The organism is Arthrobacter sp. 2MCAF14 (assembly GCF_052115645.1).
Classification (GTDB): Bacteria; Actinomycetota; Actinomycetes; order Actinomycetales; family Micrococcaceae; genus Arthrobacter.
This window is the reverse complement of the sequence record NZ_JBFRHB010000006.1, coordinates 141111-163970: the sequence shown is the minus strand read 5'-3', so window position 1 is coordinate 163970 and position 22860 is coordinate 141111. Positions and strand designations below refer to the sequence as shown.

Below are 22860 nucleotides of genomic sequence, written 5' to 3'. Positions count from 1 at the left end.
GGCCCACCTCGCAAGGTGGGCCGGCCGCCGTCGTTCGCTCAAAGACTTATTTCTTGCCTTGGGCAGCTACAGCCTTGATGGACTCTGCCGCAGCCTCAGGGTCGAGGTAGGTTCCACCCGGGTTGATCGGCTGGAAGTTCTCGTCCAGGTCGTAGACCAACGGGATGCCTGTGGGGATGTTCAGACCGGTTATGTCTTCGTCGCTGATGCCGTCCAGGTGCTTGACGAGAGCGCGCAGGGAGTTGCCGTGGGCCGTGACCAGGACTGTCTTGCCAGCCTTGAGGTCTTCCTTGATGTCTGACTCCCAGTAAGGCAGGAGACGGACCAGGACGTCCTTGAGGCACTCGGTGCGCGGCAGTGCGTCGCCGAGGCCCGCGTAACGCACGTCGCTCACCTGGGAGAACTCGCTGTCATCGGAGAGCGCGGGCGGCGGGGTGTCGTAGCTGCGGCGCCATTCCATGAACTGCTCTTCACCGAACTCGGCGAGGGTCTGGGCCTTGTCCTTGCCCTGCAGCGCGCCGTAGTGACGCTCGTTGAGGCGCCAGTCACGCTTCACCGGGATCCAGCCGCGGTCGGCCTTGTCCAGGGAAATGTTCGCCGTGTTGATGGCCCGCTTGAGCAGGGAGGTGTACAGGATGTCCGGGAGAATGTTGTTCTCGACCAGGAGCTCTCCGCCGCGCGCTGCTTCCTCGCGGCCTTGGTCGTTCAGGTCGACGTCCACCCAGCCGGTGAACAGGTTCTTGGCGTTCCAGTCGCTGTGGCCGTGGCGCAGCAGAATCAGCTTGTAAGTCATGGTTTTCATCCTAAGCGATCATGCCTAGCTGTTGCCGGGCGTTACGTCGCAACGCGGGGTCACTTAGCGCCGATGTTTGAGGGCCGGATGGGCCGTAAGTGACCCCGCGTTGGAGGATAAAGTGGGACGGTGGTGCAAAAAGCGGAGCGGGTGCAGGGAAGGCGCGGTAAACCCGTCGGCAACATCACCAGGGGCACCACCAATCCCAACCGCATGCGCCGTCTGGACCGCTGGTTGGCAGGTCCGCAGGGATGGCGGCTACGCTCCGCCGTCGACCCCTTGGTAGTGGACCTAGGCTACGGCGCTTCCCCGGCCACCGCCGTCGAACTCTTCGAAAGGCTGCAGGCAGTCCGCCCCGATGTCCGCGTGTGCGGGATCGAGATCGAACCCGAGCGCGTCCGGGTCGCGAAATCCCTGGAAAGGCCCGGGCTCAGCTTCCACGTGGGCGGTTTCGAGGTTCCTGTTCCAGGCAATCCCGTGTTGGTGCGGGCCTTCAACGTGCTGCGGCAATACGAGGAATCGGATGTGGCCGGGATCTGGGCGCTGGTGCAGTCGCGGCTGGCACCGCAGGGATTGTTCATCGACGGTACGTGTGACGAAATCGGCCGCAAGGTGACGTGGGTTGCGTTGGATCCAAACGGGCCGCTGAGCCTGAGCCTGTCCATGCGGTTCGGCGGTTTCGAACTGCCCTCCGACGTGGCCGAACGCCTGCCCAAGGCACTCATCCACCGCAATATCCCGGGGGAACGCATTCATGCTTTCCTGAATGCGCTGGACCAGGCCTGGTTGGAAGCCGCACCGCTCGCGTCCTTTGGCAGCAAGCAGCGGTGGACCGCTATGTGCCAATCAATGCGCGACGCCGGTTGGCCCCTTCAGGACGGAACGTCGCGCTGGCGCCTGGGTGAACTTACCGTCGACTGGTCAGCGGTGGCCCCGGCTTAGTTGGCCGCGGGCGGGCCTGGGCCCACACCGGCGAGGGCCCCGGCCTGAGCTTGCGAAGGCTGGGAGCCGGTGGGGATCACCAGGGACCGTACGGCCCCTGGTTCCGGCCGCTGTTCCCGATTTCCTTCACCGCAGGACGGACGTCCGCCAAATAGACACACGCTGCCGTGACGGCTGCGATGCCAAAGATGCCGAAGCCACCGCCGCCACCGAGGAGGGAGAGGCCGCCGATCACCGCGGCGACGCCGGTCAGGGCCAGCCAGAAGGTCTTGGTGCGCTTGGATGCGGCTTCGAAGGACGAGGGTTTGTGGCGCAGGCAATCGACCAGCGCCCACAGCTCCAAAGCGAAGGCAACCAGTCCCAGAATGAACCAAATCCCATTCTGGATGTTTGAAATCAAAACTTTTCCGTCCACGCCCACAAGCCTAGCGGTCAAGCGACTTGAGCGCTTGCTCCAAATCCGCCCAGAGGTCTTCGACGTTCTCGATCCCGACGCTCATCCTGATCAGGTTGTCCGGCACGCTGAGCGGTTCGGCGGTGTGCCGGCGTCGGCGTTCGATGAGGGATTCGACCCCGCCCAGCGACGTCGCGGGGATCCACAACCGCAATGCACGAACCAGTTGATCTGCTGCGTCGGCACCGCTGCGGATTCCGTCTCCGGCCAACTGGATGCACAGGATGGAGCCGAACCCCTTCATCTGGGACTTGGCACGCTCATGGCCGGGATCGGTGGACAGGCCCGGGAAGCGGATCGACTCGACGCGCGGGTGGGTGCTCAGCCGCTCGGCCAACGTCGCGGCAGAAGCTTGCGAGCGCTCGATCCGGAGTGCCAGCGTGCGCAGGCCTCGGAGCGCGAGCCACGCCTCGAAGGGGCCCGCGATGCCGCCGTGGATGATCCGGTGGTGCAGGAGTTCCGCGCGCAGCTCCGCATTCGAGGTCGCCAAAGCGCCGAGTACGACGTCGGAGTGTCCAGCCAGGTATTTGGTCACCGAATGGAGCACGACGTCGGAGCCCAGGCTGAGGGGCTGCTGAACGAGCGGCGTGGAGAAGGTGTTGTCCGTGACCACGATGGCGCCGGCTTCATGGGCGGCGGTGGCCAGTGCCCGTACGTCGGCGATGCCGAGCATGGGGTTGGTGGGGCTTTCAATCCACAGCATGCTGGCGGGTATTCCATCGGCGGGGGCGAGCTGCGCCTTAACGGCGTCTGTGTCCGCGATATCAACGGTCCGCAGTTCAAGGATGCCCTTGGCGGCGAGTTCGGTGGCCATGACGAGCGATCCTGCGTAGCTGTGCGTGGGCATGACCAGGACACCGCCGGCAGGCACGAGCGACAACGCGGAGCTCACTGCGGCCAAGCCCGAGGCGTAGAGCAAGCCCGGCAGCTCGGCGCCCTCCAGCTGGGCCAGTGCTTCCTCGAACGGATCCCACGTGGGGTTCGCATAGCGTCCGTAGCCGCGGTCGCCGTCGCTCAGTGCTCCCGTGCCGAAATACGTGGAGGACAGAACGATGGGCGGGTTGACGGGTTGGTCATGGCTTCGTTCGGGACGGCCTGCCGCCACCACCACAGTGTCAGGGGACAGATCTGCGGCATGTTCTCGGGAAAGACTCATTGCCCCAGCCTACGGCGCGGGGCGCGGGCGTTGGAAAGGTGTTACGGCTCCGTCCCGTCGAGCGGCAGGTTCGGTCCCGCGCAGGTGGGCAAGCGCCGACGTCGGGCACTGTCAGAGTTCCTCTGTACGCTTAGATCCGTGACTACGCAGCGCCTCAAGCAGGACCAGAGCCCTACGCCGGACCAGCGCCCAGGACTCTTCATCGCCTTCGAGGGCGGGGATGGCGCCGGCAAGTCCACGCAGGCCGCCCGCCTGGCTGCATCGCTTGAGTCCCTCGGCTTTTCGGTGCTGCGCACCCGCGAGCCGGGGGGCACGCCGATCGGCGAGAAGCTGCGTTCCTTGGTGCTGGACCACGGCCACGGCACTATCGACCCCCGGACCGAAGCCCTGATGTTCGCCGCATCCCGGGCTGCCCACGCAAGCCAGGTCATCCGCCCGGCCTTGGCGCAGGGTTCTGTGGTGATCACGGACCGCTATATCGACTCCTCCGTCGCTTACCAGGGTGCCGGCAGGGACCTCGGGACCGTCGACGTCAGGCGGCTCAACGAATGGGCCACCGAAGGCCTCGAGCCGGACCTGACAGTACTCCTGGACGTCCACCCGGGCGATGGCCGGGACCGCAGAACTGCCGGAGACGCTGCCGAGGACCGGCTCGAGTCGGAACCGGACGATTTCCATGCCCGCATCCGTGCGGCGTTCCTGGAACTGGCGGAGGCCCACCCGGAGACGTACCTCGTGCTGCCCGCCAAGGACGCCGTCGAAAACCTCGCCGCGCAGATCCTCCGGAGTGTGCAGGACTTGCTCGGGAGCCGCGCGTGAGCGTCTGGGACGAGCTCCATGGCCAGGCGCCCGTCGTCGCACAACTGCGCGCCGCCGCCCAAGGCGAAGGCCTCACGCACGCATGGTTGTTCACCGGACCGCCGGGGTCAGGCCGTTCCAACGCGGCCAAGGCATTCGCCGCGGCATTGAATTGCGAACAGGACGACGTCGCACTTCGCGGCTGCGGCGAATGCGCATCGTGCCGGACCATCCTAGGCGAAACCCACTCCGACGTGACCTTTGTCCGCACGGAGAAGGTCACCATCACCATCGACGAAGCCCGCCAGTTGGTGTCCAAGGCCGGCGACCGGCCGGCGACCGGCCGTTGGCGCATCATCGTGGTGGAAGACGCGGATCGCATGGCCGAACGCACCACCAACGTGCTCCTCAAGGCCATCGAAGAACCGACGCCCCGGACCATCTGGATGCTGTGCGCGCCGTCGCCCGCCGATGTGCTGGTCACCATCCGCTCTCGTTGCCGCCCGGTGAGCCTCCGGATTCCACCGGCTGCCGACGTCGCCGCCCTGCTGGTGAAGCGCGACGGCGTCGACCCCGCCATTGCGGACAGGGCCGCCCGCGCAGCCCAAAGCCACATCGGAATTGCGCGTCGGCTGGCCCGCGATCCGGAAGCCAGGGAACGCCGGATGGAGACTGTCCGTTTCCCGCTGGGCCTGCGGGGCGTCACTGCTGCCGTGATGATGGCCGAAAAGCTGGTCAAGATCGCAACGGATGAGGCCAACAGCTCCAACGACGAACGCGACGCCGCCGAGAAGGTCGCCCTGCTCGCGAGCCTGGGCGCTCCGGAGTCGGGCACCCTGCCGCCGTCGATGCGCAGCCAGGTGAGGCAGCTTGAGGACGACCAGAAACGGCGCGCCAAGCGCTCCATCACAGATTCCCTCGACCGTACCCTGACGGATCTGCTGTCCTTCTACCGGGACGTCCTGGTCATCCAGCTGGGGAACGCTGTGGAGTTGGTCAACGTTGAACTCAGGAGTGAACTGGACGCCTACGCAGCCAGCTCCACGCCAGAGATCACCTTGGCGCGCATGGATGCCATCAACAAGGCGCGAGTGCGGATCACCACGACCAACGTGGCACCACTGTTGGCCGTCGAGTCCATGGCGAGCAGCCTGATTCAGCAATAGCCGGATAGTTTAGAAATACAGCACGCTTCCCCAGCCTGAGGAGAAACGCATGACCCCCGCACGACGCCGGCCCGCCGGGTCCAGTTCCAGGACACGGTTCCCCTCACTGCGGCGGGCTGCAGCGGCAGTGGCTGCCACGGTCACCGCGAGCCTGCTGCTGAGCGGCTGCGTGTTCTCGGTACCGGCGCCCAATGATGGCGCCAGCAACGGGTCCGGTAACGTCAGCACCCCGGACGCGTCCATCGCAGCCGCAGCGCCGGCAGGACTGGAAAGCTTCTACTCCCAAAGAGTGAACTGGACGTCCTGTGAGCAGGGATTCCAGTGCGCCAACATCAAAGTACCGGTGGACTACGCAAAACCCGATGGCGGCAGCATCTCCATCGCTGCCATCCGGCTCCAGAGCCAGGGCACGAAGAAAGGCTCGCTGCTGGTGAATCCCGGCGGCCCCGGCGCTTCAGGCTATGACTTCGTCAGGGACGCGGCGAAAACGCACTTCACCAGCAAGCTGCGGTCCAGCTTCGACCTGGTGGGCTTCGATCCCCGCGGCGTCAAGCGGTCGGCGCCGGTGACGTGCCTCAGCGATGCCGAGCGGGACGCTTCCCGCGAGAAGGTCTACAACTACGACACTGACCAGGGCGTCGCCGCGGCGCTGGCCGACACGAAGGCCATGAATGCCCAGTGCGTGGAAAAGTCCGGGCCCGCCCTGCCGCACATCGACACCGCCAGCTCCGCCAAGGACATGGACATCCTCCGCGCAGTGCTGAACGACGCAAAACTCAACTACCTTGGCTTCTCCTACGGAACCGCCCTCGGCGCCACCTATGCGTCATTGTTCCCGAACAACGTCGGCAAGCTCGCTTTGGACGGCGCAGTGGATCCGTCCCTCAACAACGAGGACCTCACCGCGGGGCAGGCAGAGGCGTTCGAAAAGGAGCTCCGCACTTACGTGGCGGATTGCCAGGCAAAGTCCGGATGCCCCATGACCGGCAGCGTCGATAATGGCGTGCAGCAGATCCAGAACCTCATCGCCGACGTCGAGCAGAATCCCAAACGCGCCAAAGACGGACGGCTTGTCACCGGGGCTACGTTCGTCAGCGGTATTTTCACCCCGCTCTACGACAACGAATCGTGGCCTGTCCTGACCCAGGCTCTGGTGGCCGCGTTCAAGGGCGACGTGTCGCTCATGCTCCGGATTGCCGACTTCGGCGCGGACCGGGACCCGAACGGCACCTACACGTCAAACACCTCGTTCGCGTTCAACGCCATCAACTGCCTTGACTACCCCATGGTCACGGATACGGCCGGGATGCGTTCCGAAGAAGCCCGATTGAAGCAACTCTCCCCCACCTTCGGCTATTACTTCTCCTACACCGGCATCAACTGCAAGGACTGGCCCTATAAGCCGGTGCACACGCCTGCTCCCGTGAAGTACACCGGCAGTGCGCCGATTGTAGTCATCGGCACCACTGGGGACCCCGCAACGCCTGTCGCCTGGGCTGGTTCGCTGCGCAAACAACTCGGCAATGCTTCCCTCGTGACGTGGAAGGGTGAAGGCCACACCGCCTACGGCCGCTCCAACCAATGCGTGTCCGACGCCGTGGACAACTACTTCGTGGATGGAAAGGCGCCTTCGGACGGGACCATGTGCTGAGCTGGGCGCTGTGCTCGCAAAGGTGGTCATTTGTTGAGGCGTAGCCCGGAATGATGGGCCCGGATGGCGGCCAGCACTTCCGCGACCATTGCCTCCGGGTAGTGAACAACGTCCTCGTAGAAGTACCTCAACACAGTGAAGCCGCCGGCGACAGAAGTGTTATCCCGGCGTCGATCCCTCTTGATGGCCCTGGGTTCGAAATGAGTCTTGCCGTCCAGCTCAAGGACCAAGAAGCGCTCGACGACGAAATCGACCTCCCCCACGCGGGCAGTTCCACGTGCTGCACGAACGCGATTCCAGCCTGCTGGAAGTACATGGCCGCCAGGGGTTCAAGCAGCGAATCGGCTCTCAAGCATACGAAACCAAGGACGTCCCTCGCCCGGCCGTTCCGGTTGCCGCGCAGCTTTCTGCGCAGGAACTCCACGGTTATGTCGCCACGCGCAACAGCACATTGCACCATGACCAGCGCTTCAGCTGGAGGCCTGCATCGCAAGGCATGTATCAGCACATCGGCGAGAGCTGCCACCGGTCGGCCCGGCAAGGGTGGCAACGAAGCGCTCCGGTGCAGCACCACGCCGTCGCGCGGTAGTCCGTTACCGCAGACCAAATGGAGCTCGGTGGCAGGATGAAGTTGCCAAAGTCCATAGTGTGGGGCAGCCGAAATGCAGGTGAGGACACATCCGTGCCGAAAGGCCTCAGCGAATTCCGGGGGTGCGCCCGCCAAGGCCACAACGCCGCGATACGGAACCACAACCCCGCCCAGCCGTGCCGCAGTTCTGAGCTGCCAAGCGCCGACTCCAGCGTTGAGGAGGTCCCTGCGCATGGCCACACCTCCCCGTGCACGAAGGGCAGCTATGAGGCCCGGCGCTAGAGCCGTGCGGCGCGGGGCTCCAGCAGCGCGGGAAGGTTCTTGACTGAGGGCACGACGGCGGTGGCGCCGGCCGCGCGCAAAGCCGCCTCGGAGTGGAAGCCAGTGAGCACGCCCACCACGGCGGAGGCGCCGGAGCGAACACCGGACAACATATCCGAGCTTGTGTCCCCCACGACGACGACCTCACGGACATCGTCCAGGTCAAGAGCCAACACGGCCGTGAGAATCATGTCCGGATAAGGGCGACCTCGGCCGGCGTCAGCGGGGCACAGGCTGAGATCCGCCTTCCCCATCCACCCCAGCGACTCAAGCACCATGTTCTGGGTGTGCCGGCCGAAGCCCGTAGCCAGGCAGACTTTCACGCCGGAGTCCCGCAACCAGTCGATGGTTTCCTCGGCGCCTGGAATAGCCCGGACGCCGCCGTCGGCAATCAGATCGTCGTAGGCGCGTTCGAAAGCCTTGTTGGCGCTCTCGGCCCGTTGAGCTTCTTCAAAAAGGTGGCTGAAAACGGTCAACTTGGAAAAGCCCATGGTGTCCCGGGCGTAGCCGAGCATGCTTTCGAAGCGGGGCGAACCAGGCTCGACGCCGGTCTCCTGCAGGGCGAGGGACATAGCACGCTCTGTAAGACCATCGTCGGTAATCGTGGTGCCCACCATGTCCAAGACAGCAAGCCGGAGCCGCTGCGCACGATGTGCCCCGGCGTCGTCCGCGTTGATCCTCTTGCCGCTGTCCATGCTCATGGCGCCCCTTCGCTGGTTGATGACCGAAATCGTGCGGCCACGTTAGTCCGCCCAGCTTGCCCCCGGTCCACGACGGCGGCCTGAACCCGGCGCGACGAGCGGGTGAATTCCGCAACAACTGCGCCGGGGTAGCTCCGCACGGGGCTGTTTTGACCCGGACGAGGTGACTCTATTACAGTTGTATCTTGCGTGATTCAGCCGGTACCCGGCCGATAACGCGGTGCTTCCTTAGCTCAGTCGGTAGAGCGTTTCACTCGTAATGAAAAGGTCATCAGTTCGATTCTGATAGGAAGCTCGAAAAGCCCCGCCATTCCACGGATTTGGCGGGGCTTCTTTTTCCGAGGTTCAGGGCCTCTTATGGCCCTCTTTGCCGGGGCCAGAGTCCCGCTACTTCGCGCCGGTCAGATCCCTGGCCTGGTCGCTGCCGTTCCCTTCCGGCAGCGCTAGGCTGACGCCATGAGGACCCGGACGCTGCCAGTGCTGCTGCTGACGCTGCTCCCTGCGCTAGTGCTCTCTGCGTCCGCATGCACCCCGACCGCGTGCCCCGCCGTGGGCTTCGTCAACCTGGGCCCGATCGAACTTGACCTATCAGGGCTCCCGGCTGGAACCAAAGTGTCCGCCTGCTTCGGAGTGAACGACCGCTGTGACCCGGTTCCGGTAACCCGCGACAGCTCCGGCCGGTGGATGGTTCCGCAGACGCCACCGTTCGCGCAACCAGATAACGCTGCGGTACCGCTTCCCCGGATCCGCGTCGTCGCCGCCAAGCCGGACCGCTCCATCTCCGATCAGCTTTACGGGATCGAGCGCACTGCGCCGCGCGGAGGCTGTGACAACTCCTATGACCTCATCCCGGTGAAGGTCTACTGATCCGACCGGCCGGTCCATCCGGTAACTCCAGCTTTCTGCAAGTCCACATTTGGACTTGGAGGAACCGATAGCGCCCCGCCCCACGACCAGGCCGCCAGCCGACGATTCGGGGGGCACCCAGGAGAAAGGCTGCGGTGAAGACCAGAACAGCCAGCTCCCGGCGCGCCGGTCGCTGCGAAGTCCAGCCAACAGGATAGAAAAGATGGGCGGGAGCTACTAGCTTCCGCTTGTCGTTCCCCTTTCCGGGGGACAGACTTCCGAGCTCCCGAACACCTGAGGGTCATGAACTTCCGCTATCGCCTCGCCCTGCCCGCCGCATTCCTCTTTGCCGCATTGGCCCTGGGTGGATGCCAGCAGGGGGCCCACTCCGCCGCCGAGGCGATGACCAAGCCCGCGTCGCCGGCAGTTCCCCAGGCGGTTGCGGCCTCTGGCAGCGCACCCTCGGGTGCGGCGGCGGCAGCCGTGAAGTCCATCCACTCCCCCGGCGTCGTCGCGACCGACGAGCAGCTTGGCGCCGGACAGTGCTCCGCCAAAGTGGTCGACGCCACTACTGGCGAGTACCTGCCAGACCCCGCCTGCACTCCAGGGGCCACAGATCCCGCGGTTACCCAGGAGAACATCGACTCGACGATATGCATGAGCGGCTATACGGCCACGGTGCGCCCGCCCGCTTCGAACACGGACAAGGTGAAGGCCGAGAGCCTGCGCGAATACGGCCAGGTCGCAATGAAGACCACGGAATACGATCACCTGATCAGCCTGGAGCTCGGCGGCACAAACTCCGTGTCGAATCTGTGGCCTGAGCCGAACAAGTCGAGCGCCACGGGCACCACAAACCCGAAAGACGCGGTGGAGAACACTCTGCACAGGGCCATCTGCGCTCACAAGGTCGCCCTGTCAGCTGCCCAGGAGGCGATCGCCCACAACTGGGTCACTGCGGTCAAAGACCTCGGTTTGTAGCTGCGCGAAGCGCTGACGCCGACGATCAGTGTCGGCAGCTGGGGTATAGTCACCCCATGCTCTCCATGCGTCGATTTACTTGCCCCCGACCGGGGTCCGGTCGCGAGGGCTCTGAGGCGCGCGCCTAGGTCCTGGCGCCGGATTTGAGTCGGGGACCAACCCGCTACTCAAATCCGAACATAAGGACCAGCAATGCCCGCTTATCTCAGTCCCTCAGAACTCAACGATGCTTTGACCATCCGGGATCTCTCAAATCCGGACGGCGGCCCTCATGCAATGCAGACACTCTTGCAAGGAGTCATCGACGCGTTCGGCAGCAAATGGGGTGTGCCTGAACGGATTGTTCGACACAGCCCTCTGGTGAGCGTGGCCGACAACTACGACCGTCTGGGGTTCAACGAATCGGACGTGACCAGGGATCAAAGATACTCCCGCTACGTCAGTCCTACAGTGATGCTCCGCAGCCATACTTCGGCTTCCATCCCATCCCTGCTGCGGGCATTGGATCCAGACGAATCCACCGACGAGCTCTGGGCCGTCCCCGGTCTTGTCTACCGGCGCGACTCGATCGACCGCACCCACGTGGGCACGCCACACCAGGTCGATTTGTGGCGCGTCAGCTCTCGGGAACCCCTCGACGCCGGTGACCTGCGGGAAATGATCGCCGCCCTCGTGCAAGCGGTCCTCCCTGGGGCGCAATGGCGCGCAGTTCCGGCCGTTCACCCCTACACCAGGGAGGGCCTGCAGGTCGATGTCCTCATGGAAGGAGAATGGCTCGAACTGGCGGAGTGCGGGCTTATCACTCCGCATCTGTTCTCCGAAGCCGGCCTGGATCCCGCAAGGTGGTCGGGACTGGCTTTAGGGATGGGTTTGGACCGGGCCCTGATGCTCCGCAAAGGCATCCCCGACATCAGGTTGCTCAGGGCCATGGACAAGAGAATCGAACAGCAGATGCTGGACCTCTCCCGATGGAAACCGGTCTCCCAGATGCCCTCGATCCGGAGGGACATTTCCATTGTCGTTGCCGCGGATTTGGACGCCGAAGTGCTCGGAGACCGGGTGCGGACAGCCTTAGGCGAACAAGCCGAAGAACTGGAAGGCGTCGAACTCCTGGCACTGAATTCATATGGAGAGCTTCCCGCGGCAGCCCGGGGACGGCTCCGCATCCGCGACGGACAGGCCAACGCCCTTATACGTTTGGTACTGCGTCCCCTCACCCGGACCATGACGGATCCCCAAGCCAACCAGATCCGGGACGATGTGTACCTTGCCCTGCACGAGGGGCCGGTCAAGGAGCTCATCGTAGGCTAGAGCCTGCGCGGTTCACGCCAAATGATGCGAGCATCGCGGGATATGTCGGCAACCGGAGCACCCCGTCAGGATCCTAATCCCAGGTGTTCAACCAAGGGGTTCCCCGAAGGTCGATCGGTCCGGCGGACCACGATGCGGTGGTCTTAGCGGCGGAGCAGATCAGGATCGGAGTATCTGCGGATTCGATGACCGTGGTTCCGTCCAATCGTGAAAGGCACCGCTCTCGCACTCGGATACGCCGCCAGCCGCAGGACTCGTAGAACGTCGCCAAGTCTTCATGACAGCCGAGGTAGCCGAAATCCACGCCAGCGGGCTCCATGGCCTCCCGGGCGCGGCCCATCAGCAGCGTGCCGAGTCCTGTTCCGCGTGCTCGGGGTGCTACAAGTACCCCGCCGGTGCCGCCCACTGGGACCTCGGTGGGGCCGACGTCGATCAGCCTCCTCTGGAATCCGACATGCCCGATGATGCCCAGACTATTGGTGGCGAGGACATGGACATCGGCGGGCGAATACCCGTAGGGACAGTCAGGATCCCATACGCCGAACGTCTCGTAATATTCGGCGTCGAACAGGGATCGAAGGCCCTCAATGGTTCCGCGAAGAAGATGGCTGTGCCTGACAACCCGGATCGTCGTCTGCATTTCCTTTCTCAGCTCTCGACGATGGACATCGGCAAACCGCCCCCATGCTCGGAAAGGTCGATGCTGTCGAGTTGCCATCCGTCCGCGGATGCCCGGAACGTCGCGGTCTGCGGCGACGAGTAGCCTGACGGGACGCTGCTCGGCCCATTCGCCGTCGAGGCAAGGTATTCCTCGGTCTGTTCCTTGAAGTGGACGTTCGCCGTCGAACCGGTCACCTCGATCGACTCCACAGTGACCTTTGTCGAAAAGGACGTATACCAGAAGCCTGCTGACCTGAATCGAGCCTTCGAACGCTCCACCACCGGCAGGTCCCGACCACGCTTGGCCCCGCAGGCGGCCGTAGTCTGCCTGTCGGCGAGGCGCGGGGCCTGCAGAGTGTCGAGAACGGTGCTATTACGATCCTCGACGGCGGTCTGAATCATGGCCGCGAGCTCGGCCGACGGCGGGCTGGGCACCGCTGAGGTCAGTCCCGGTGTGGGCGGCCCGGGTGCCGCCTGGCACCCGCAAAGGGCCAACCCGAGCAGCACGGCGACCGCAGCCAAAGTGCGTGGAAGCTTCATCCTGATCCCCTTGCTATGGATGTCCCCCCAGCCTACGGGCGTTTCGCGAATTCAATGCGTATGTAGCCGAGCTCATCGCGTGGGAGGACGGTCGTCAAAACCCCGCCCTGTCCGAGGGACGCTCCAACGCCGTACACGAAGGGGTCCGTGTCGATCTCCACACCCTGCACTTCGACCCCGTCAATCCAAACTGCCACCTCACGGTTGGCTGGACGACCTCCGATGTCCCCCGCGTATCGGTCCCAGGCAATGCCTCCCGGCCATTCGCGCCGGTAGCGATTGATGAGGATATGGTTCATGTGTTCGGCCAGGACCCTGGCCGGGGACGAGCGTTCGGAAGTGTCGCGGTGCCAGGTGGTCCGCACGGCCTCCCACAACTGGGGGTATCGCATCCGTTGAACCCCTTCAACCAGCCAAGCCGGCCGCGGCCAACGCGGAACGTCTTCGATCGACCTTCGCGTCTGCTCGTCGAGCTCGGCCAGGTTTATCGGGTCGGAATGGTCAGCGGGTTTGCGCCACAGCGTGTAGGTGATGCTCGCCGACATCTCGTTGTATCCGCGGGGATCCTGCCCGTACTGGATGCCGACCATATCCGGATCTTCCAGCGATGGCTGGGGTGCCAGTCCCATGATGGGGATCGGCATCAGTTCCAGACGCCTGGCCTGCTCGTGGCGAGGGTCAGGTGCGTCTTCGGGGAGCACTCCATCGAATCTCACTTGCCGATTGTGCGCGGGTCACGAGTGGTTGGCAATACCGCCTCGGCATGGATCCCAGGTACATCGGCCTTCCGGGAAGCCGCAAGTTCGTCCTATCGATAGGCGTCACGGCGATGCGCGATCGAGACGATCTCGATCAGTACGACGTCCTCCACGATCCGGTAGATGACGCGGTAATCTCCTCGTCTGGCCGAATACAAGGGGAACAGCGGCTCGTGCAACTGCTTACCCACTCGTTGAGGGTTCTCACTCAGCGCGCCCGTGATGAACTCAAAGGCCGCAGCTGCAACCTTCTCTGGCAGGTCATGGGTTAGAGCCCGCTTCGCCGACTTGGAGAATCTGACCTCATAACGAGGGCTCATGCCCCGTGCTTGGTCGTGCGCATGTCCGCCTTGACCTCGTCGATGGTGAAGGTTTCTCCGCCATCCAGTTCCCTCAACCCCTTGCCAATATCCTTGACGAGTTTCGCGTCGGACAATACCGCCACCGTTTCGATCATGGCGTCGTAATCGTCGGCGCCCAGGAGGACCGCGGCACGTGTGCCGTTCCGGGTGATTTCGAATCGTTCATGCGTGGACGATGCCTGTTCCACGATCCGCGAGAAATGCGACCGGGCCTCTGCAACTGGAAGGGTTGTCATGTACATAATTCTAGCGCAATTGCCTAGTGTCTATTTGGACATGCGGTTATGGGAAGTTATGACGCTCCGTCCCGATTGCTCTTATGGGTCAAGGTAGACTCCCGGTTGGGAGCGCGCGGGGACGCCCTCCGCCGCACGCGAGGGGGACCCCACATGGGCCAAGACATGCAGTCGCAGACCGACCAGTCCGATGCCGTAGAGCGGCTCGACGTGCGGCCATCGCGGACAGCCGACGCTCCCGTCCTTACCCGCCACGGCGCGATGAGATCACGGCACTGGCGCTTTTGGTTGGGGCTCTTCGAGTTGGTCTCGGGGTTGCTCACCTGCTGGGTTACCGTCACGAGGGCCGCGACGGGTATCGGACACTTACGGGACATGGCTGGTTCAGGGGTAGAACCCCCGGCAGAGTGGATCGCCTACGTCTTCGCCGTTACCTTGGGCTTCGGCGTGGTGTCCATAGGGGGTGTGGCCATCGGGATCTGGAACATCGCCACCCTAAAAAGAACAGCCCGTTCACCACTGATCGCCGCCATTGTGGTCTCCGCGGCGTCAATCGTGCTGACAATGGTGTTCATCGACGGGCCCCTGTTTGATCCGGTGAAAATCGCATGGGCCGCGCTGCACGCGGTAGTCAGCCTCTGGACTGTCGGCATCCTTCGGCTCAAGAAAGTCCCGGCCCGGTAGTCCCGCGGCGCGCGCTGACCACCGTCAGGGGCCAGACTCCCTGTCTTGCGTTCGCTCCTCGCTGCCGACACTCCCCGCCCGGTCTCTTCCCTGACCGGGATCCTGCTGTTTCCTCCGACAGCATTACGCCGACGCTATGAAGACCAGGGGACTTCCAGGACTAATGTTGGCGATGCTTCCGGCGGTGGTGCTTGCTCTTCCTGCGTCCGACTACACCCGGAAGTGTGCCCCGCCGTCGGCTTCGTCAACCTGGGCCCGGTCGAGCTTGATCTCTCCGGCCTCCCTGGCGGCACGACTGTCTCCGCCTGCTTCGGAGTCAACGACCGCTGTGATCCGGTGAAGGTCACCCGTGACAGCAACGGACGGTTGATGGTTCCTCAGGCGCCCCCGTTCGTCCAGCCCGACAACGCCCCGGTACCGCGCGCCCGGATGCACATCGTCGCCGTCAAGCCTGACCATTCCATCTCCGACCATCTGTACGGGATCGAGCACACGGCGCCGCGCGGAGGCTGCGACAATACCTACGACCTCATCCCCGTGAAAGTCCTCTGACCAAACACGCCCGCACCCATCCGGCAACGCGATAGCCGTGAACCCGGAGCGGAAAGCTTTTGGTGGCGGTTGGGCAGGCATATTAAGAGGACTCCGGGCTGCGCCCCTCGCCCTTCGTGTGATCCGATTTGTTTCTCGTCCAGGCCACCATCGTGTTCTCCGCGTTGTGATTCTTCTTTGTGTTCTTCTGGGCCCGGCGGCCCGAGCCGGGACTCTCGACGAGCGGAGTCCCCGGGGTGACGGCAACTTCGTCGAGTCCAACCAGTGCACGAGAGCCCGTCATCGGGTAGCCGGACCGGACTTGAAATCCAAACCCGAAGCATGCTTAGTATGTAGTAACGGCCGGATCGATCGGCTGCCGAACCAGAGGAGGAAACACCATGGGACTAGGCGACAAGATTGAGAACGCTGCCGAGAAGGCTGGCGGCAAGGGCAAGGAAGCTGCCGGTAACGCCACAGGCGACGAAAACCTGAAGGCGGAAGGCCAGGCCGACCAGGCCAAAGGCGATTTGAAGCAGGCCGGCGAGAAGGTCAAGGACGCTTTCAAGAAGGACTGACCTGACCGTCTAGCGAGGGGCGCATCCCATCGGGGTGCGCCCCTCGCTGTGCCCGCTACTTGATTCCGGAGGTCACTCGAGCGAAAACACTCCGCACACTCACTATTCATGGACGCCGGGCGTCCTCACCGGTATTGTGATCCGCACCCGGCTCTTGCTGATCCGGGAGCTGCGTCAATGGGGTTGCAGCGGAATCACATCTGGGGGATCTGATGACGACGCTGGTACAGTCCGAGGGCGAATTACACCTTCACGCAGAGGTGAGCACCGCTTCCGACGCGGACGGCGGTGGGGCGTGGTTCAGTTCAGACCATGAAAATGTGAGGGTTGAGGACACGGGTGAAGGGGTACTCCGGATCACTTTGCGCCCGGGCCGCCGGATCACCGCAGAGGACGGAGCGCTTGTCCGGGAGAGATACCTGGCTCTGACGGGGACGGGCGCCGCGGTGCTGCTGCAGGTCATCGGCGTCGAGTCCGTCAGCCGCGACGCCGTCCGATTCTTCAGTGAGGCCGCCACCATCACGGCCTTTGCGATCCTGGGCAGCACGCCCGTGGACCGTGTCATTGCCCACGGCAGGCATGGACTCCCCGCACCGCAGTGCCCGACCCGGTATTTCTCCGACGAACCAGAAGCCCTGGGGTGGTTGCGCGAACTGCGTGCCGAGCGAGTCCCGGAACTTCCGAAGGGCTGAGAGGCACCGGACATCATCGGGTTACCGTGCTGATGCCGCGAAGTGCGGCACCAGCACGGCGTTCAAACTCATCAGGGACCGCTTCGTGTGAAGCGGACCGCTTCGTGTGGAGCGGACCTAAGCGCTCCCGGTGTGGACAACGAAGTCGCCATACTTGCCGACCAGGACGTCTTCGAAGTACACGGCCGTCCCCAAGGTTGCCGACACGTAAAGGGGCCGCTCTGCTGTGCGGGGAACTGCGGGTTGTGCTCACATGTGTAGTCGGATGATGAATAAGAAGTAGCACCAGACGGGCATTGAAAGCAGTGACAACACGGCCATCGCGGTCCGTACTCGGGATCGCTCGTGCAGGATCGCGGAGAGCAGCCAGAGTGCCAGCATTCCGATGAGTCCTCCGACACAGTTCAGGATCACGTCGTCGATGTCAGATGCTCCAACCGCGAACACACCCTGGATGATCTCTACGGCCACGCTGACCGAGGCGACCGTGAACATGGTCAGCCATGCGGCCGCCCGATGTCGGAGCCACGATGCGTAGACTCCCAGCGGGATGAAGATCAAGATGTTCCCGACGACGTTGGCGAACGCCACTCTCTCGGTCCCGGGAGAGTGGCTGAACGCGTATTCCGCGATACTTGCGAACGGGATGAGATTGATCGAACGCTCCGAACCCGGTACACGAGAGAAGAGAAGCAGCTTAAGCCCGAAGGCCGCGTAGAGGGCGAAGCCGGCGAAGATGGCCACGGTCTCCGCTTTCGCCCGTTTCGTTGTGAGTCGCCAGCTCGGCACATCATCCGTGACCGCGGTGGGTTTCGGTTGTACACGCATCCACAGGATTGTACATAGGGAGCTTGTCGTGCTCCTGTGAGACTTGGAATCGACAACCGCCACCGAGGAGCGCAACGTGGCCGACCGCGGATCCAGGCAGCATGGAGCCACCGTGACGATGCCGGGTTCAGCAACACGCCAAAGATCCGGGCACGGCGCGACTTCGTCGCCAAATCCCCCGATTAATCCAAGAAGACCCCGCACCTGTTAGGTGCAGGGTCTTCCCGTTGTGAAACTCCGCGAGTTGAGAAACGACGCGAGTTGCGAACTATTCGAAGTCTGAGACTGCCGGGTCCGGTCCGATGCGGCCTTCGGCGCCTCGGTCCAGGCCGTTGATGGCCTCAATGTCGGCCTCATCCAAGGTGACGCCAAGGGCTGCGAAGTTCTCCTGGATCCGGGACTCCGTCACGGACTTGGGGATCACGACGTTGCCGATCGCCAGGTGCCAGGCGATAACCACCTGCGCCGGGGTGGCGCCGTACTTGGCAGCGATCTGGGCGATAGTGGCGTTCTCAAGGAGCTCGCCGCCCTGCCCGAGGGGCGACCAGGCCTGGGTCAAAATGCCGCGTGCCGTAGCGAACTCCCGGAGTTCGGCCTGGTTGAAGAACGGGTGCAGTTCGATCTGGTGGATCGCCGGAACAACGCCGGTCTCGTCGATCAGGCGCTGCAGGCCTTCCTTGCTGAAGTTGGAGACGCCGATGGACTTGATGCGTCCGCGCTTCTGGAGCTCAATGAGCGCCTTCCAGGTGTCCACGAACTTGTCCTGCTTCGGCTGCATCCAGTGGATCAGATACAGGTCCAGGGTTTCCAGGCCGAGGCGGTTCATGGACTCTTCAAAAGCCGCGAGCGTGGACTCGTAGCCCTGGTCCGCATTCCACAGCTTGGTGGTAATGAAGATTTCCTCGGGCTTGAGGCCGGAGGATGCGATGGCGCGTCCCACGCCTGCCTCGTTGCCGTAGATCTTGGCGGTATCGATATGGCGGTAGCCGGCGTCGAAGGCCTGACGCACTACCTTTTCGGCTACATCGTCCTCAACCTGCCACACCCCGTAGCCGAGCTGGGGGATGGAGTTGCCGTCGTTAAAAGTAAGGTTCGGTGACGAAGTCATGGCTTCCATCCTGCCAGCCGCGCACACCGGGTGGCTACGGATTCCGGCCCCTCTAAGCTAGGCGCTTAATAGTTGTTATGTGGGAATAGACGCGTCTGCACCTAAATCGCCAAAAGCCTACGAGCCGGCTTTGGCCCTCAGCAGGCGTTCGGCTTCTTCGACATGTTCGTAAACGGCTTCAGCGCGTCGTCGTACCGAAACGGCTCCTACAGGAACGGGCCCGACGGCGAGACGCAGCATCGCGGCCGCCTCCGCCGTGGTGGCAAGAGAGTTCCCCGCTTTGGACAGCGCGCGATGGACGCCCGCGAGCGAACCAGGAATGTCCAGCCCATCACTGGGCGCCTGGAGTTGGGCCTCCACGCAGATCGCACGCACCCTGGACGACAAGTCCGCCAGTTCGTTCGCAATGGCCACGAGTTCGACGTAAAGCTGTTCGTCTCCTACGCCTTCAAGCACTTGGTGGTACCGGTCAAGGCCGCGATGGAAGCGATCGTGGGCACGGCGCCACAGTCCTTTGCCAAGTTCAGCGTCATCCTTCCGTCCCTGTCGGACGGCCCCAAAGAATCCCAACCCAGCGCTCAGAGGTATTGACCCGGGTGTCGGTCCGGGTCTTCAACGCGAGAAGGTTTGTCGGGTTCCGCTTCCTTGCCGGGAAGGCGGGCACGCTGCGGCTCACCATTTTCGCCAATAACGACGCCCGGGGCGATCATGGTTCCGGGCGGGAGCTGGCGAAGCTGCAACTGGGCAACAGCATGCTCCCGGGCTGCCTGCTGGGCAGCAATGGCGGTCTGGATTCCATGGAACAACCCTTCGAGCCAACCGACGAGCTGGGCCTGCGCGATCCGTAGTTCGGCGTCAGAGGGCGTGGCGTGTTCAGGGAAGGGGAGGCTGATGCGCTCGAGCTCTTCCACTAGTTCCGGTGCGAGGCCCTCTTCCAGCTCTTTGATGGAGCGTTCGTGGATCGCTGCAAGGCGTCCGCGGGCTGCCTCGTCCAAGGGTGCGCTCTTCACCTCTTCGAGGAGCTGGCGGATCATGGTGCCGATCCGCATGACCTTGGCCGGTTCGTCGACGAGGTCCTGCAGGGTGCTGCCCTTCTTGACGCCAGGTTTCCCGTCGGCCTGCGGACCCGCTTCCGATGTGCTCCGTGCCGTGCCAGCGTCCAAGGTTGTGCCCTCCACCGGGATGTCGTCAAAACTCTCGCCACTGGGTTGAGTGTCGTCCTGATCGCTCATGCGTTCATACTCTCACGGGCCGCAACTCAGCCCAGTGCCTTGACGAGTATTTCGCCTTCGTCCTTAGCGAAACCACATTTTTCGTAGAAGCCCGTCGCATAGAGGTTGGCCGGGACCCAGACTTCTTCCATCCCGTGTTCCCGCATCCACTCCTCCATGACTGCCAAAAGGGACCGGCCGATACCACGGCGGCGCCACTGCGCATGAGTCCCCATTTCCATGAGGAGCAGTTCGGCCCAAGGTCCGGCATTACGACGGCGCTGAATGCAGCAGTGAAGGAATCCAACCGTCTCGCCGCCGAGCTCAGCCAGCCAGAAAAGCACGCCGGGGTCGCCCAGAAAGGAGCGGGCGCCGTCGTACGTCAACGCGCCTGACGGCGCGACTGAAGGATCCTCGTCGAACAAGTTGTCCGTATCCGCCAAGCGGATCAGCGCGTCCGCATCGTCGGGGCCGAGCAGCCGGATCCGGACGCCGGCATTCGTCAATGTTTCGATGTCAGCACCTCCCCTGCGGAGCAGTTTATGCGGTGGGTGTCCCCGTCGAGCGGACGGTTCCGATCGTGCCGTTGCTGGCGCCATTGGCCTGCTGGACCAGCCTGGCGTCGCAAAGATCCAGCCATCGGGCCTCCGCCTCGGCATGGAAGATCAGGGAGTCCAGGACGAGCAGCCTGGCCGTATCCGTCACTCTTTGGTTGGCGGCCAGGTCCCTGCGGTCCTGGGTATACGCCTGCAGCTCGCGCAAGGAAATCTCACGTTGGGCCTGGATCAGCGCGGGGACGTCGGTGCCCGCCGTCGTGACGGCCAACGCCAGCTTGATGGCCAATTCGTTCCTCGGCGGCGCTCCGCGATCCACTGCGGTCGCGAACCATCGACGGATTTCCGCAGTCCCGGCGTCGGTGATGCTGAAAAGCACGTGGCCGCGGCCGTCGTCGCGCTCTTTGCGGACCAAAGCGTCGCGCTCCAGCCGGTTCAGGGTGGTGTACACCTGTCCGATGTTCAACGGCCAGACGGCTCCCGTGCGTTCCTCGAACGCCGCCCGCAATTGGTAGCCGTAGCGTGGTTGCTCCTGAAGCAATGCCAGGATGCTGTACCGGATGGACATCGCTCTCCTTCGTACTGCCGGTTTGGCGGGGAGCCGCTAGAGCAGCAGCAGGATTTTGCCCATGTGCTCGCCGGAATCGAAGTACTCGTGGGCTTCGCGGACCTGCTCCAAGGGGAACGACTTGGCCACGAACGGCTTGATCCGGCCGTCGGCCAGCATCGGCCAGACCGATTCACGGACGGCATTCATGATGACACCCTTTTCCGCGACCGGCCGCGGACGGAGCGCCGTGCCGATGATGGCCGCGCGTTTGCTGAGTAACTGGCCGAGGTCGAGTTCGCCCTTGACGCCACCCTGCAGCCCGATCACCACCAGCCGGCCGTAGTCCGCGAGTGCTTCCACGTTCTGCTGCAGGTATTTGGCACCGACGACGTCGAGAATGACGTCCGCGCCTTTGCCGCCGTTTTGTGCCTTGAGGCTTTCGACGAAATCTTCCTCCGCGTAATTGATGGCAATGTCGGCCCCGAGGAAGGCTTTCGCGGTTCCGACCTTTTCGGCCGTTCCGGCCGTCGTCGCGACCGTAGCGCCGTACGCTTTGGCGAGTTGGATGGCCATGGTGCCGATGCCCCCAGTGGCGCCATGAATCAGTACCGTCTCACCGGCCTGCAGCTGTGCAGTCATGATGAGGTTCGAGTAAACCGTTGCGGCTACCTCAGGCAAGGATGCGGCAGTGACCAGATCCACGCCGTCGGGCAGTCGCAAAACCTGCTCCGCCGGGACAGCAACCTGCTGCGCATAGCCGCCACCCGAAAGCAGGGCCACTACCTTGTCGCCTACCGAAAACGGCTTGCTCACCTCGGGCCCGAACGCGGCAATCCTGCCGGAGACCTCAAGGCCGGGAATTTCGGATGCCCCCGGTGGTGGCGGGTAGAAACCGCGGCGCTGCTGGACATCCGCCCTGTTGAGACCGGCGGCGACGACGTCGATGAGAACCTCGCCGGGGCCGGGAACCGGAGCAGGGACGTCCCGGATTTCCAGAACCTCGGGCCCGCCCGGTTCGGAGATGTAGACGGCTTTCATAGAGTGCTCCCGATCCCTCGCTCAGTGCAGTTGGCCTTTCAGACACCTTAACCGCCTTAATCGCCGCGGCAGGTTTTTGGCGCAGCCAACTCCCTATGAAACACTACTAGGCAGGGAAGGTTGTCCGAGCGGCCTAAGGAGCTGGTCTTGAAAACCAGTGTGCGGTAACCCCGCACCAAGGGTTCAAATCCCTTACCTTCCGCGTGGCGCGACACAGCGCAGCTGAGAGGCCGGTTCATGCGAATCTTTGGATTCCATGGCCGGCCTCTTTTGCGTTAAACCCGCTGGCGGTCCCCCGCCACACCACGAGGAAACGCCAATGGCCGGTTCCGCGGGCGGAACCGGCCGGAATCGGCGTCGGAAGCTGAAGCAGCCTAGACGGCTACTTCAATGTATCCGTCGACGAGGCGGGTGTTGTAGGTGGCGAGCCGCAGTTCAGGATTGGTGAAGCATTCGCCGGTTTCCAGGTCGTACACCTCTTTGTGAAGCGGCGAGGCGATGGTGGGACGGCTGCCCCGGGAACCGACGATGCCCCGCGCCATGACATTTGACAGCGTTGCAGGGTCCTGCTGGGATACCGCCAGGACCTCATCCGGCGTGGTGCGGAAAAGTGCTACTTGCTTCCCTCCGACCAGGGCAGCTTCGCCCCAAGCCGGTTCCAGCTCGTCGATTGCGCAGACGCGGTGCCAGCCGGACGCGGTCGGTGCGTTCTGCTGTTGTAGTTTTTGCCGATCCAAAATTACGGTCATTTCAGCCCCTATCGCTAAGCCTGCCGGTCCGGCGGATCCAATTCCGCCAGCCGGCACGGGCCGTTTGCGGCC

At 63.6% G+C, this 22860-nt stretch carries 30 protein-coding genes and 2 tRNA genes; 14 read left to right on the top strand and 18 right to left on the bottom strand.

What is annotated here, in order from left to right; translation table 11 throughout:
- Positions 1-46 precede the first annotated feature (46 nt).
- Positions 47-793, bottom strand: coding sequence for a phosphoglyceromutase (locus AB4074_RS07275; RefSeq protein WP_441412775.1), 747 nt, complete (start codon positions 791-793; stop codon positions 47-49).
- Between the two features lie 129 nt (positions 794-922).
- Between AB4074_RS07275 and AB4074_RS07270 the strand changes: the two genes are divergently transcribed.
- Positions 923-1735 (top strand): class I SAM-dependent methyltransferase, encoded by an 813-nt coding sequence (locus AB4074_RS07270; RefSeq protein ID WP_441412774.1) that lies wholly within the window; start codon positions 923-925, stop codon positions 1733-1735.
- Positions 1736-1811: 76 nt separating this feature from the next.
- Here the strand turns inward: AB4074_RS07270 and AB4074_RS07265 are convergent, their stop codons facing one another.
- Positions 1812-2150: a DUF2516 family protein gene (locus AB4074_RS07265; protein ID WP_441412773.1), complete on the bottom strand. Its 339-nt coding sequence runs from the start codon at positions 2148-2150 to the stop codon at positions 1812-1814.
- 10 nt (positions 2151-2160) lie between these two features.
- The gene (locus AB4074_RS07260) at positions 2161-3345 is read right to left on the bottom strand and encodes a trans-sulfuration enzyme family protein (RefSeq protein ID WP_441412772.1); all 1185 of its coding nucleotides are present in this window, start codon (positions 3343-3345) and stop codon (positions 2161-2163) included.
- A 138-nt stretch (positions 3346-3483) separates the two neighbouring features.
- On the opposite strand from AB4074_RS07260, the gene tmk reads away from it, so the two are divergent.
- The 3 genes from tmk to AB4074_RS07245 are packed head-to-tail and all read left to right on the top strand — an operon-like array spanning position 3484 to position 6960.
- Complete coding sequence (gene tmk, locus AB4074_RS07255) at positions 3484-4164, top strand: dTMP kinase (RefSeq protein ID WP_441412771.1); 681 nt, start codon at positions 3484-3486, stop codon at positions 4162-4164.
- A complete protein-coding gene (locus AB4074_RS07250) occupies positions 4161-5309 on the top strand; it encodes a DNA polymerase III subunit delta' (protein ID WP_441412770.1) in 1149 nt (382 codons plus the stop codon). Before tmk ends, AB4074_RS07250 begins: the two co-directional genes overlap by 4 nt.
- A 49-nt stretch (positions 5310-5358) precedes the next feature.
- Positions 5359-6960, top strand: a complete 1602-nt coding sequence (locus AB4074_RS07245; RefSeq protein ID WP_441412769.1) for an alpha/beta hydrolase — start codon at positions 5359-5361, stop codon at positions 6958-6960.
- A 26-nt stretch (positions 6961-6986) separates the two neighbouring features.
- Here AB4074_RS07245 and AB4074_RS07240 read toward each other — a convergent pair whose 3' ends face one another.
- The gene (locus AB4074_RS07240) at positions 6987-7223 is read right to left on the bottom strand and encodes an endonuclease domain-containing protein (RefSeq protein ID WP_441412768.1); all 237 of its coding nucleotides are present in this window, start codon (positions 7221-7223) and stop codon (positions 6987-6989) included.
- Positions 7224-7237: 14 nt separating this feature from the next.
- On the opposite strand from AB4074_RS07240, the gene AB4074_RS07235 reads away from it, so the two are divergent.
- Positions 7238-7549: a hypothetical protein gene (locus tag AB4074_RS07235; protein ID WP_441412767.1), complete on the top strand. Its 312-nt coding sequence runs from the start codon at positions 7238-7240 to the stop codon at positions 7547-7549.
- Positions 7550-7827: 278 nt separating this feature from the next.
- On the opposite strand, the gene AB4074_RS07230 is transcribed toward AB4074_RS07235, so the two are convergent.
- Positions 7828-8571, bottom strand: coding sequence for an HAD-IA family hydrolase (locus AB4074_RS07230; protein ID WP_441412766.1), 744 nt, complete (start codon positions 8569-8571; stop codon positions 7828-7830).
- Positions 8572-8793: 222 nt separating this feature from the next.
- Here AB4074_RS07230 and AB4074_RS07225 point away from each other — a divergent pair.
- The 4 genes from AB4074_RS07225 (at position 8794) to srmL (ending at position 11709) form a co-directional block, all read left to right on the top strand.
- A tRNA-Thr gene (locus AB4074_RS07225) sits at positions 8794-8866 on the top strand.
- Between the two features lie 161 nt (positions 8867-9027).
- Entirely contained in the window at positions 9028-9438 is a 411-nt protein-coding gene (locus AB4074_RS07220; RefSeq protein ID WP_441412765.1) for a hypothetical protein, read from the top strand.
- Positions 9439-9720: 282 nt separating this feature from the next.
- Positions 9721-10398 carry a hypothetical protein gene (locus AB4074_RS07215; protein WP_441412764.1) on the top strand — a complete coding sequence of 226 codons (678 nt, stop codon included), beginning with the start codon at positions 9721-9723 and terminating at the stop codon, positions 10396-10398.
- 192 nt (positions 10399-10590) lie between these two features.
- A complete protein-coding gene (gene srmL, locus AB4074_RS07210; protein WP_441412763.1) occupies positions 10591-11709 on the top strand; it encodes a PheS-related mystery ligase SrmL in 1119 nt (372 codons plus the stop codon).
- A gap of 73 nt (positions 11710-11782) precedes the next feature.
- Here the strand turns inward: srmL and AB4074_RS07205 are convergent, their stop codons facing one another.
- The 5 genes from AB4074_RS07205 to AB4074_RS07185 all read right to left on the bottom strand — a co-directional run bounded on the left by AB4074_RS07205 (position 11783) and on the right by AB4074_RS07185 (position 14265).
- Positions 11783-12349, bottom strand: a complete 567-nt coding sequence (locus AB4074_RS07205; protein WP_441412762.1) for a GNAT family N-acetyltransferase — start codon at positions 12347-12349, stop codon at positions 11783-11785.
- An 8-nt stretch (positions 12350-12357) separates the two neighbouring features.
- Entirely contained in the window at positions 12358-12909 is a 552-nt protein-coding gene (locus AB4074_RS07200; protein WP_441412761.1) for a hypothetical protein, read from the bottom strand.
- 32 nt (positions 12910-12941) lie between these two features.
- On the bottom strand, positions 12942-13625 hold the full coding sequence (locus AB4074_RS07195) for a hypothetical protein (RefSeq protein WP_441412760.1): 684 nt from the start codon (positions 13623-13625) through the stop codon (positions 12942-12944).
- Between the two features lie 92 nt (positions 13626-13717).
- Positions 13718-13987, bottom strand: a complete 270-nt coding sequence (locus AB4074_RS07190) for a type II toxin-antitoxin system RelE family toxin (protein WP_441412759.1) — start codon at positions 13985-13987, stop codon at positions 13718-13720.
- Positions 13984-14265, bottom strand: coding sequence for a type II toxin-antitoxin system Phd/YefM family antitoxin (locus tag AB4074_RS07185; RefSeq protein ID WP_441412758.1), 282 nt, complete (start codon positions 14263-14265; stop codon positions 13984-13986). Before AB4074_RS07185 ends, AB4074_RS07190 begins: the two co-directional genes overlap by 4 nt.
- A gap of 165 nt (positions 14266-14430) precedes the next feature.
- Here AB4074_RS07185 and AB4074_RS07180 point away from each other — a divergent pair, with 165 nt between their 5' ends.
- The 4 genes from AB4074_RS07180 (at position 14431) to AB4074_RS07165 (ending at position 16750) form a co-directional block, all read left to right on the top strand.
- Positions 14431-14949, top strand: coding sequence for a hypothetical protein (locus AB4074_RS07180; RefSeq protein ID WP_441412757.1), 519 nt, complete (start codon positions 14431-14433; stop codon positions 14947-14949).
- Positions 14950-14994: 45 nt separating this feature from the next.
- The gene (locus AB4074_RS07175; protein ID WP_441412756.1) at positions 14995-15501 is read left to right on the top strand and encodes a hypothetical protein; all 507 of its coding nucleotides are present in this window, start codon (positions 14995-14997) and stop codon (positions 15499-15501) included.
- 380 nt (positions 15502-15881) lie between these two features.
- The gene (locus AB4074_RS07170; RefSeq protein ID WP_236815163.1) at positions 15882-16058 is read left to right on the top strand and encodes a CsbD family protein; all 177 of its coding nucleotides are present in this window, start codon (positions 15882-15884) and stop codon (positions 16056-16058) included.
- 212 nt (positions 16059-16270) lie between these two features.
- Entirely contained in the window at positions 16271-16750 is a 480-nt protein-coding gene (locus tag AB4074_RS07165) for a DUF7793 family protein (RefSeq protein WP_441412755.1), read from the top strand.
- A gap of 249 nt (positions 16751-16999) precedes the next feature.
- On the opposite strand, the gene AB4074_RS07160 is transcribed toward AB4074_RS07165, so the two are convergent.
- The 7 genes from AB4074_RS07160 to AB4074_RS07130 form a co-directional block, all read right to left on the bottom strand.
- Positions 17000-17578, bottom strand: a complete 579-nt coding sequence (locus AB4074_RS07160; RefSeq protein WP_441412754.1) for a VanZ family protein — start codon at positions 17576-17578, stop codon at positions 17000-17002.
- 268 nt (positions 17579-17846) lie between these two features.
- Positions 17847-18686: an aldo/keto reductase gene (locus AB4074_RS07155; RefSeq protein ID WP_441412753.1), complete on the bottom strand. Its 840-nt coding sequence runs from the start codon at positions 18684-18686 to the stop codon at positions 17847-17849.
- A gap of 117 nt (positions 18687-18803) precedes the next feature.
- Positions 18804-19256: a hypothetical protein gene (locus tag AB4074_RS07150; protein WP_441412752.1), complete on the bottom strand. Its 453-nt coding sequence runs from the start codon at positions 19254-19256 to the stop codon at positions 18804-18806.
- Between the two features lie 8 nt (positions 19257-19264).
- Entirely contained in the window at positions 19265-19918 is a 654-nt protein-coding gene (locus tag AB4074_RS07145) for a bacterial proteasome activator family protein (RefSeq protein WP_441412751.1), read from the bottom strand.
- A 26-nt stretch (positions 19919-19944) separates the two neighbouring features.
- Positions 19945-20403: a GNAT family N-acetyltransferase gene (locus tag AB4074_RS07140; RefSeq protein ID WP_441412750.1), complete on the bottom strand. Its 459-nt coding sequence runs from the start codon at positions 20401-20403 to the stop codon at positions 19945-19947.
- A gap of 34 nt (positions 20404-20437) precedes the next feature.
- On the bottom strand, positions 20438-21019 hold the full coding sequence (locus tag AB4074_RS07135; RefSeq protein WP_441412749.1) for a PadR family transcriptional regulator: 582 nt from the start codon (positions 21017-21019) through the stop codon (positions 20438-20440).
- A gap of 36 nt (positions 21020-21055) precedes the next feature.
- Positions 21056-22039, bottom strand: coding sequence for an NAD(P)H-quinone oxidoreductase (locus AB4074_RS07130; protein WP_441412748.1), 984 nt, complete (start codon positions 22037-22039; stop codon positions 21056-21058).
- Between the two features lie 114 nt (positions 22040-22153).
- Here AB4074_RS07130 and AB4074_RS07125 point away from each other — a divergent pair.
- Positions 22154-22241, top strand: a tRNA-Ser gene (locus AB4074_RS07125).
- A gap of 172 nt (positions 22242-22413) precedes the next feature.
- Here the strand turns inward: AB4074_RS07125 and nirD are convergent.
- A complete protein-coding gene (gene nirD, locus AB4074_RS07120) occupies positions 22414-22788 on the bottom strand; it encodes a nitrite reductase small subunit NirD (protein ID WP_441412747.1) in 375 nt (124 codons plus the stop codon).
- Positions 22789-22860 lie beyond the last annotated feature (72 nt).

Excerpts from the sequence above, each read along its gene's own strand:
- AB4074_RS07160 (WP_441412754.1), bottom strand. The coding sequence starts at position 17,578 with ATGCGTGTACAACCGAAACCCACCGCGGTCACGGATGATGTGCCGAGC.
- AB4074_RS07185 (WP_441412758.1), bottom strand. The coding sequence starts at position 14,265 with ATGACAACCCTTCCAGTTGCAGAGGCCCGGTCGCATTTCTCGCGGATC.
- AB4074_RS07220 (WP_441412765.1), top strand. The coding sequence starts at position 9,028 with ATGAGGACCCGGACGCTGCCAGTGCTGCTGCTGACGCTGCTCCCTGCG.
- AB4074_RS07260 (WP_441412772.1), bottom strand. The coding sequence starts at position 3,345 with ATGAGTCTTTCCCGAGAACATGCCGCAGATCTGTCCCCTGACACTGTG.
- srmL (WP_441412763.1), top strand. The coding sequence starts at position 10,591 with ATGCCCGCTTATCTCAGTCCCTCAGAACTCAACGATGCTTTGACCATC.
- AB4074_RS07165 (WP_441412755.1), top strand. The coding sequence starts at position 16,271 with ATGACGACGCTGGTACAGTCCGAGGGCGAATTACACCTTCACGCAGAG.
- AB4074_RS07180 (WP_441412757.1), top strand. The coding sequence starts at position 14,431 with ATGCAGTCGCAGACCGACCAGTCCGATGCCGTAGAGCGGCTCGACGTG.
- AB4074_RS07215 (WP_441412764.1), top strand. The coding sequence starts at position 9,721 with ATGAACTTCCGCTATCGCCTCGCCCTGCCCGCCGCATTCCTCTTTGCC.
- AB4074_RS07130 (WP_441412748.1), bottom strand. The coding sequence starts at position 22,039 with ATGAAAGCCGTCTACATCTCCGAACCGGGCGGGCCCGAGGTTCTGGAA.
- AB4074_RS07155 (WP_441412753.1), bottom strand. The coding sequence starts at position 18,686 with ATGACTTCGTCACCGAACCTTACTTTTAACGACGGCAACTCCATCCCC.
- AB4074_RS07190 (WP_441412759.1), bottom strand. The coding sequence starts at position 13,987 with ATGAGCCCTCGTTATGAGGTCAGATTCTCCAAGTCGGCGAAGCGGGCT.
- AB4074_RS07200 (WP_441412761.1), bottom strand. The coding sequence starts at position 12,909 with ATGAAGCTTCCACGCACTTTGGCTGCGGTCGCCGTGCTGCTCGGGTTG.
- AB4074_RS07230 (WP_441412766.1), bottom strand. The coding sequence starts at position 8,571 with ATGAGCATGGACAGCGGCAAGAGGATCAACGCGGACGACGCCGGGGCA.
- nirD (WP_441412747.1), bottom strand. The coding sequence starts at position 22,788 with ATGACCGTAATTTTGGATCGGCAAAAACTACAACAGCAGAACGCACCG.
- AB4074_RS07245 (WP_441412769.1), top strand. The coding sequence starts at position 5,359 with ATGACCCCCGCACGACGCCGGCCCGCCGGGTCCAGTTCCAGGACACGG.
- AB4074_RS07170 (WP_236815163.1), top strand. The coding sequence starts at position 15,882 with ATGGGACTAGGCGACAAGATTGAGAACGCTGCCGAGAAGGCTGGCGGC.
- AB4074_RS07205 (WP_441412762.1), bottom strand. The coding sequence starts at position 12,349 with ATGCAGACGACGATCCGGGTTGTCAGGCACAGCCATCTTCTTCGCGGA.
- AB4074_RS07275 (WP_441412775.1), bottom strand. The coding sequence starts at position 793 with ATGACTTACAAGCTGATTCTGCTGCGCCACGGCCACAGCGACTGGAAC.
- AB4074_RS07135 (WP_441412749.1), bottom strand. The coding sequence starts at position 21,019 with ATGTCCATCCGGTACAGCATCCTGGCATTGCTTCAGGAGCAACCACGC.
- AB4074_RS07145 (WP_441412751.1), bottom strand. The coding sequence starts at position 19,918 with ATGAGCGATCAGGACGACACTCAACCCAGTGGCGAGAGTTTTGACGAC.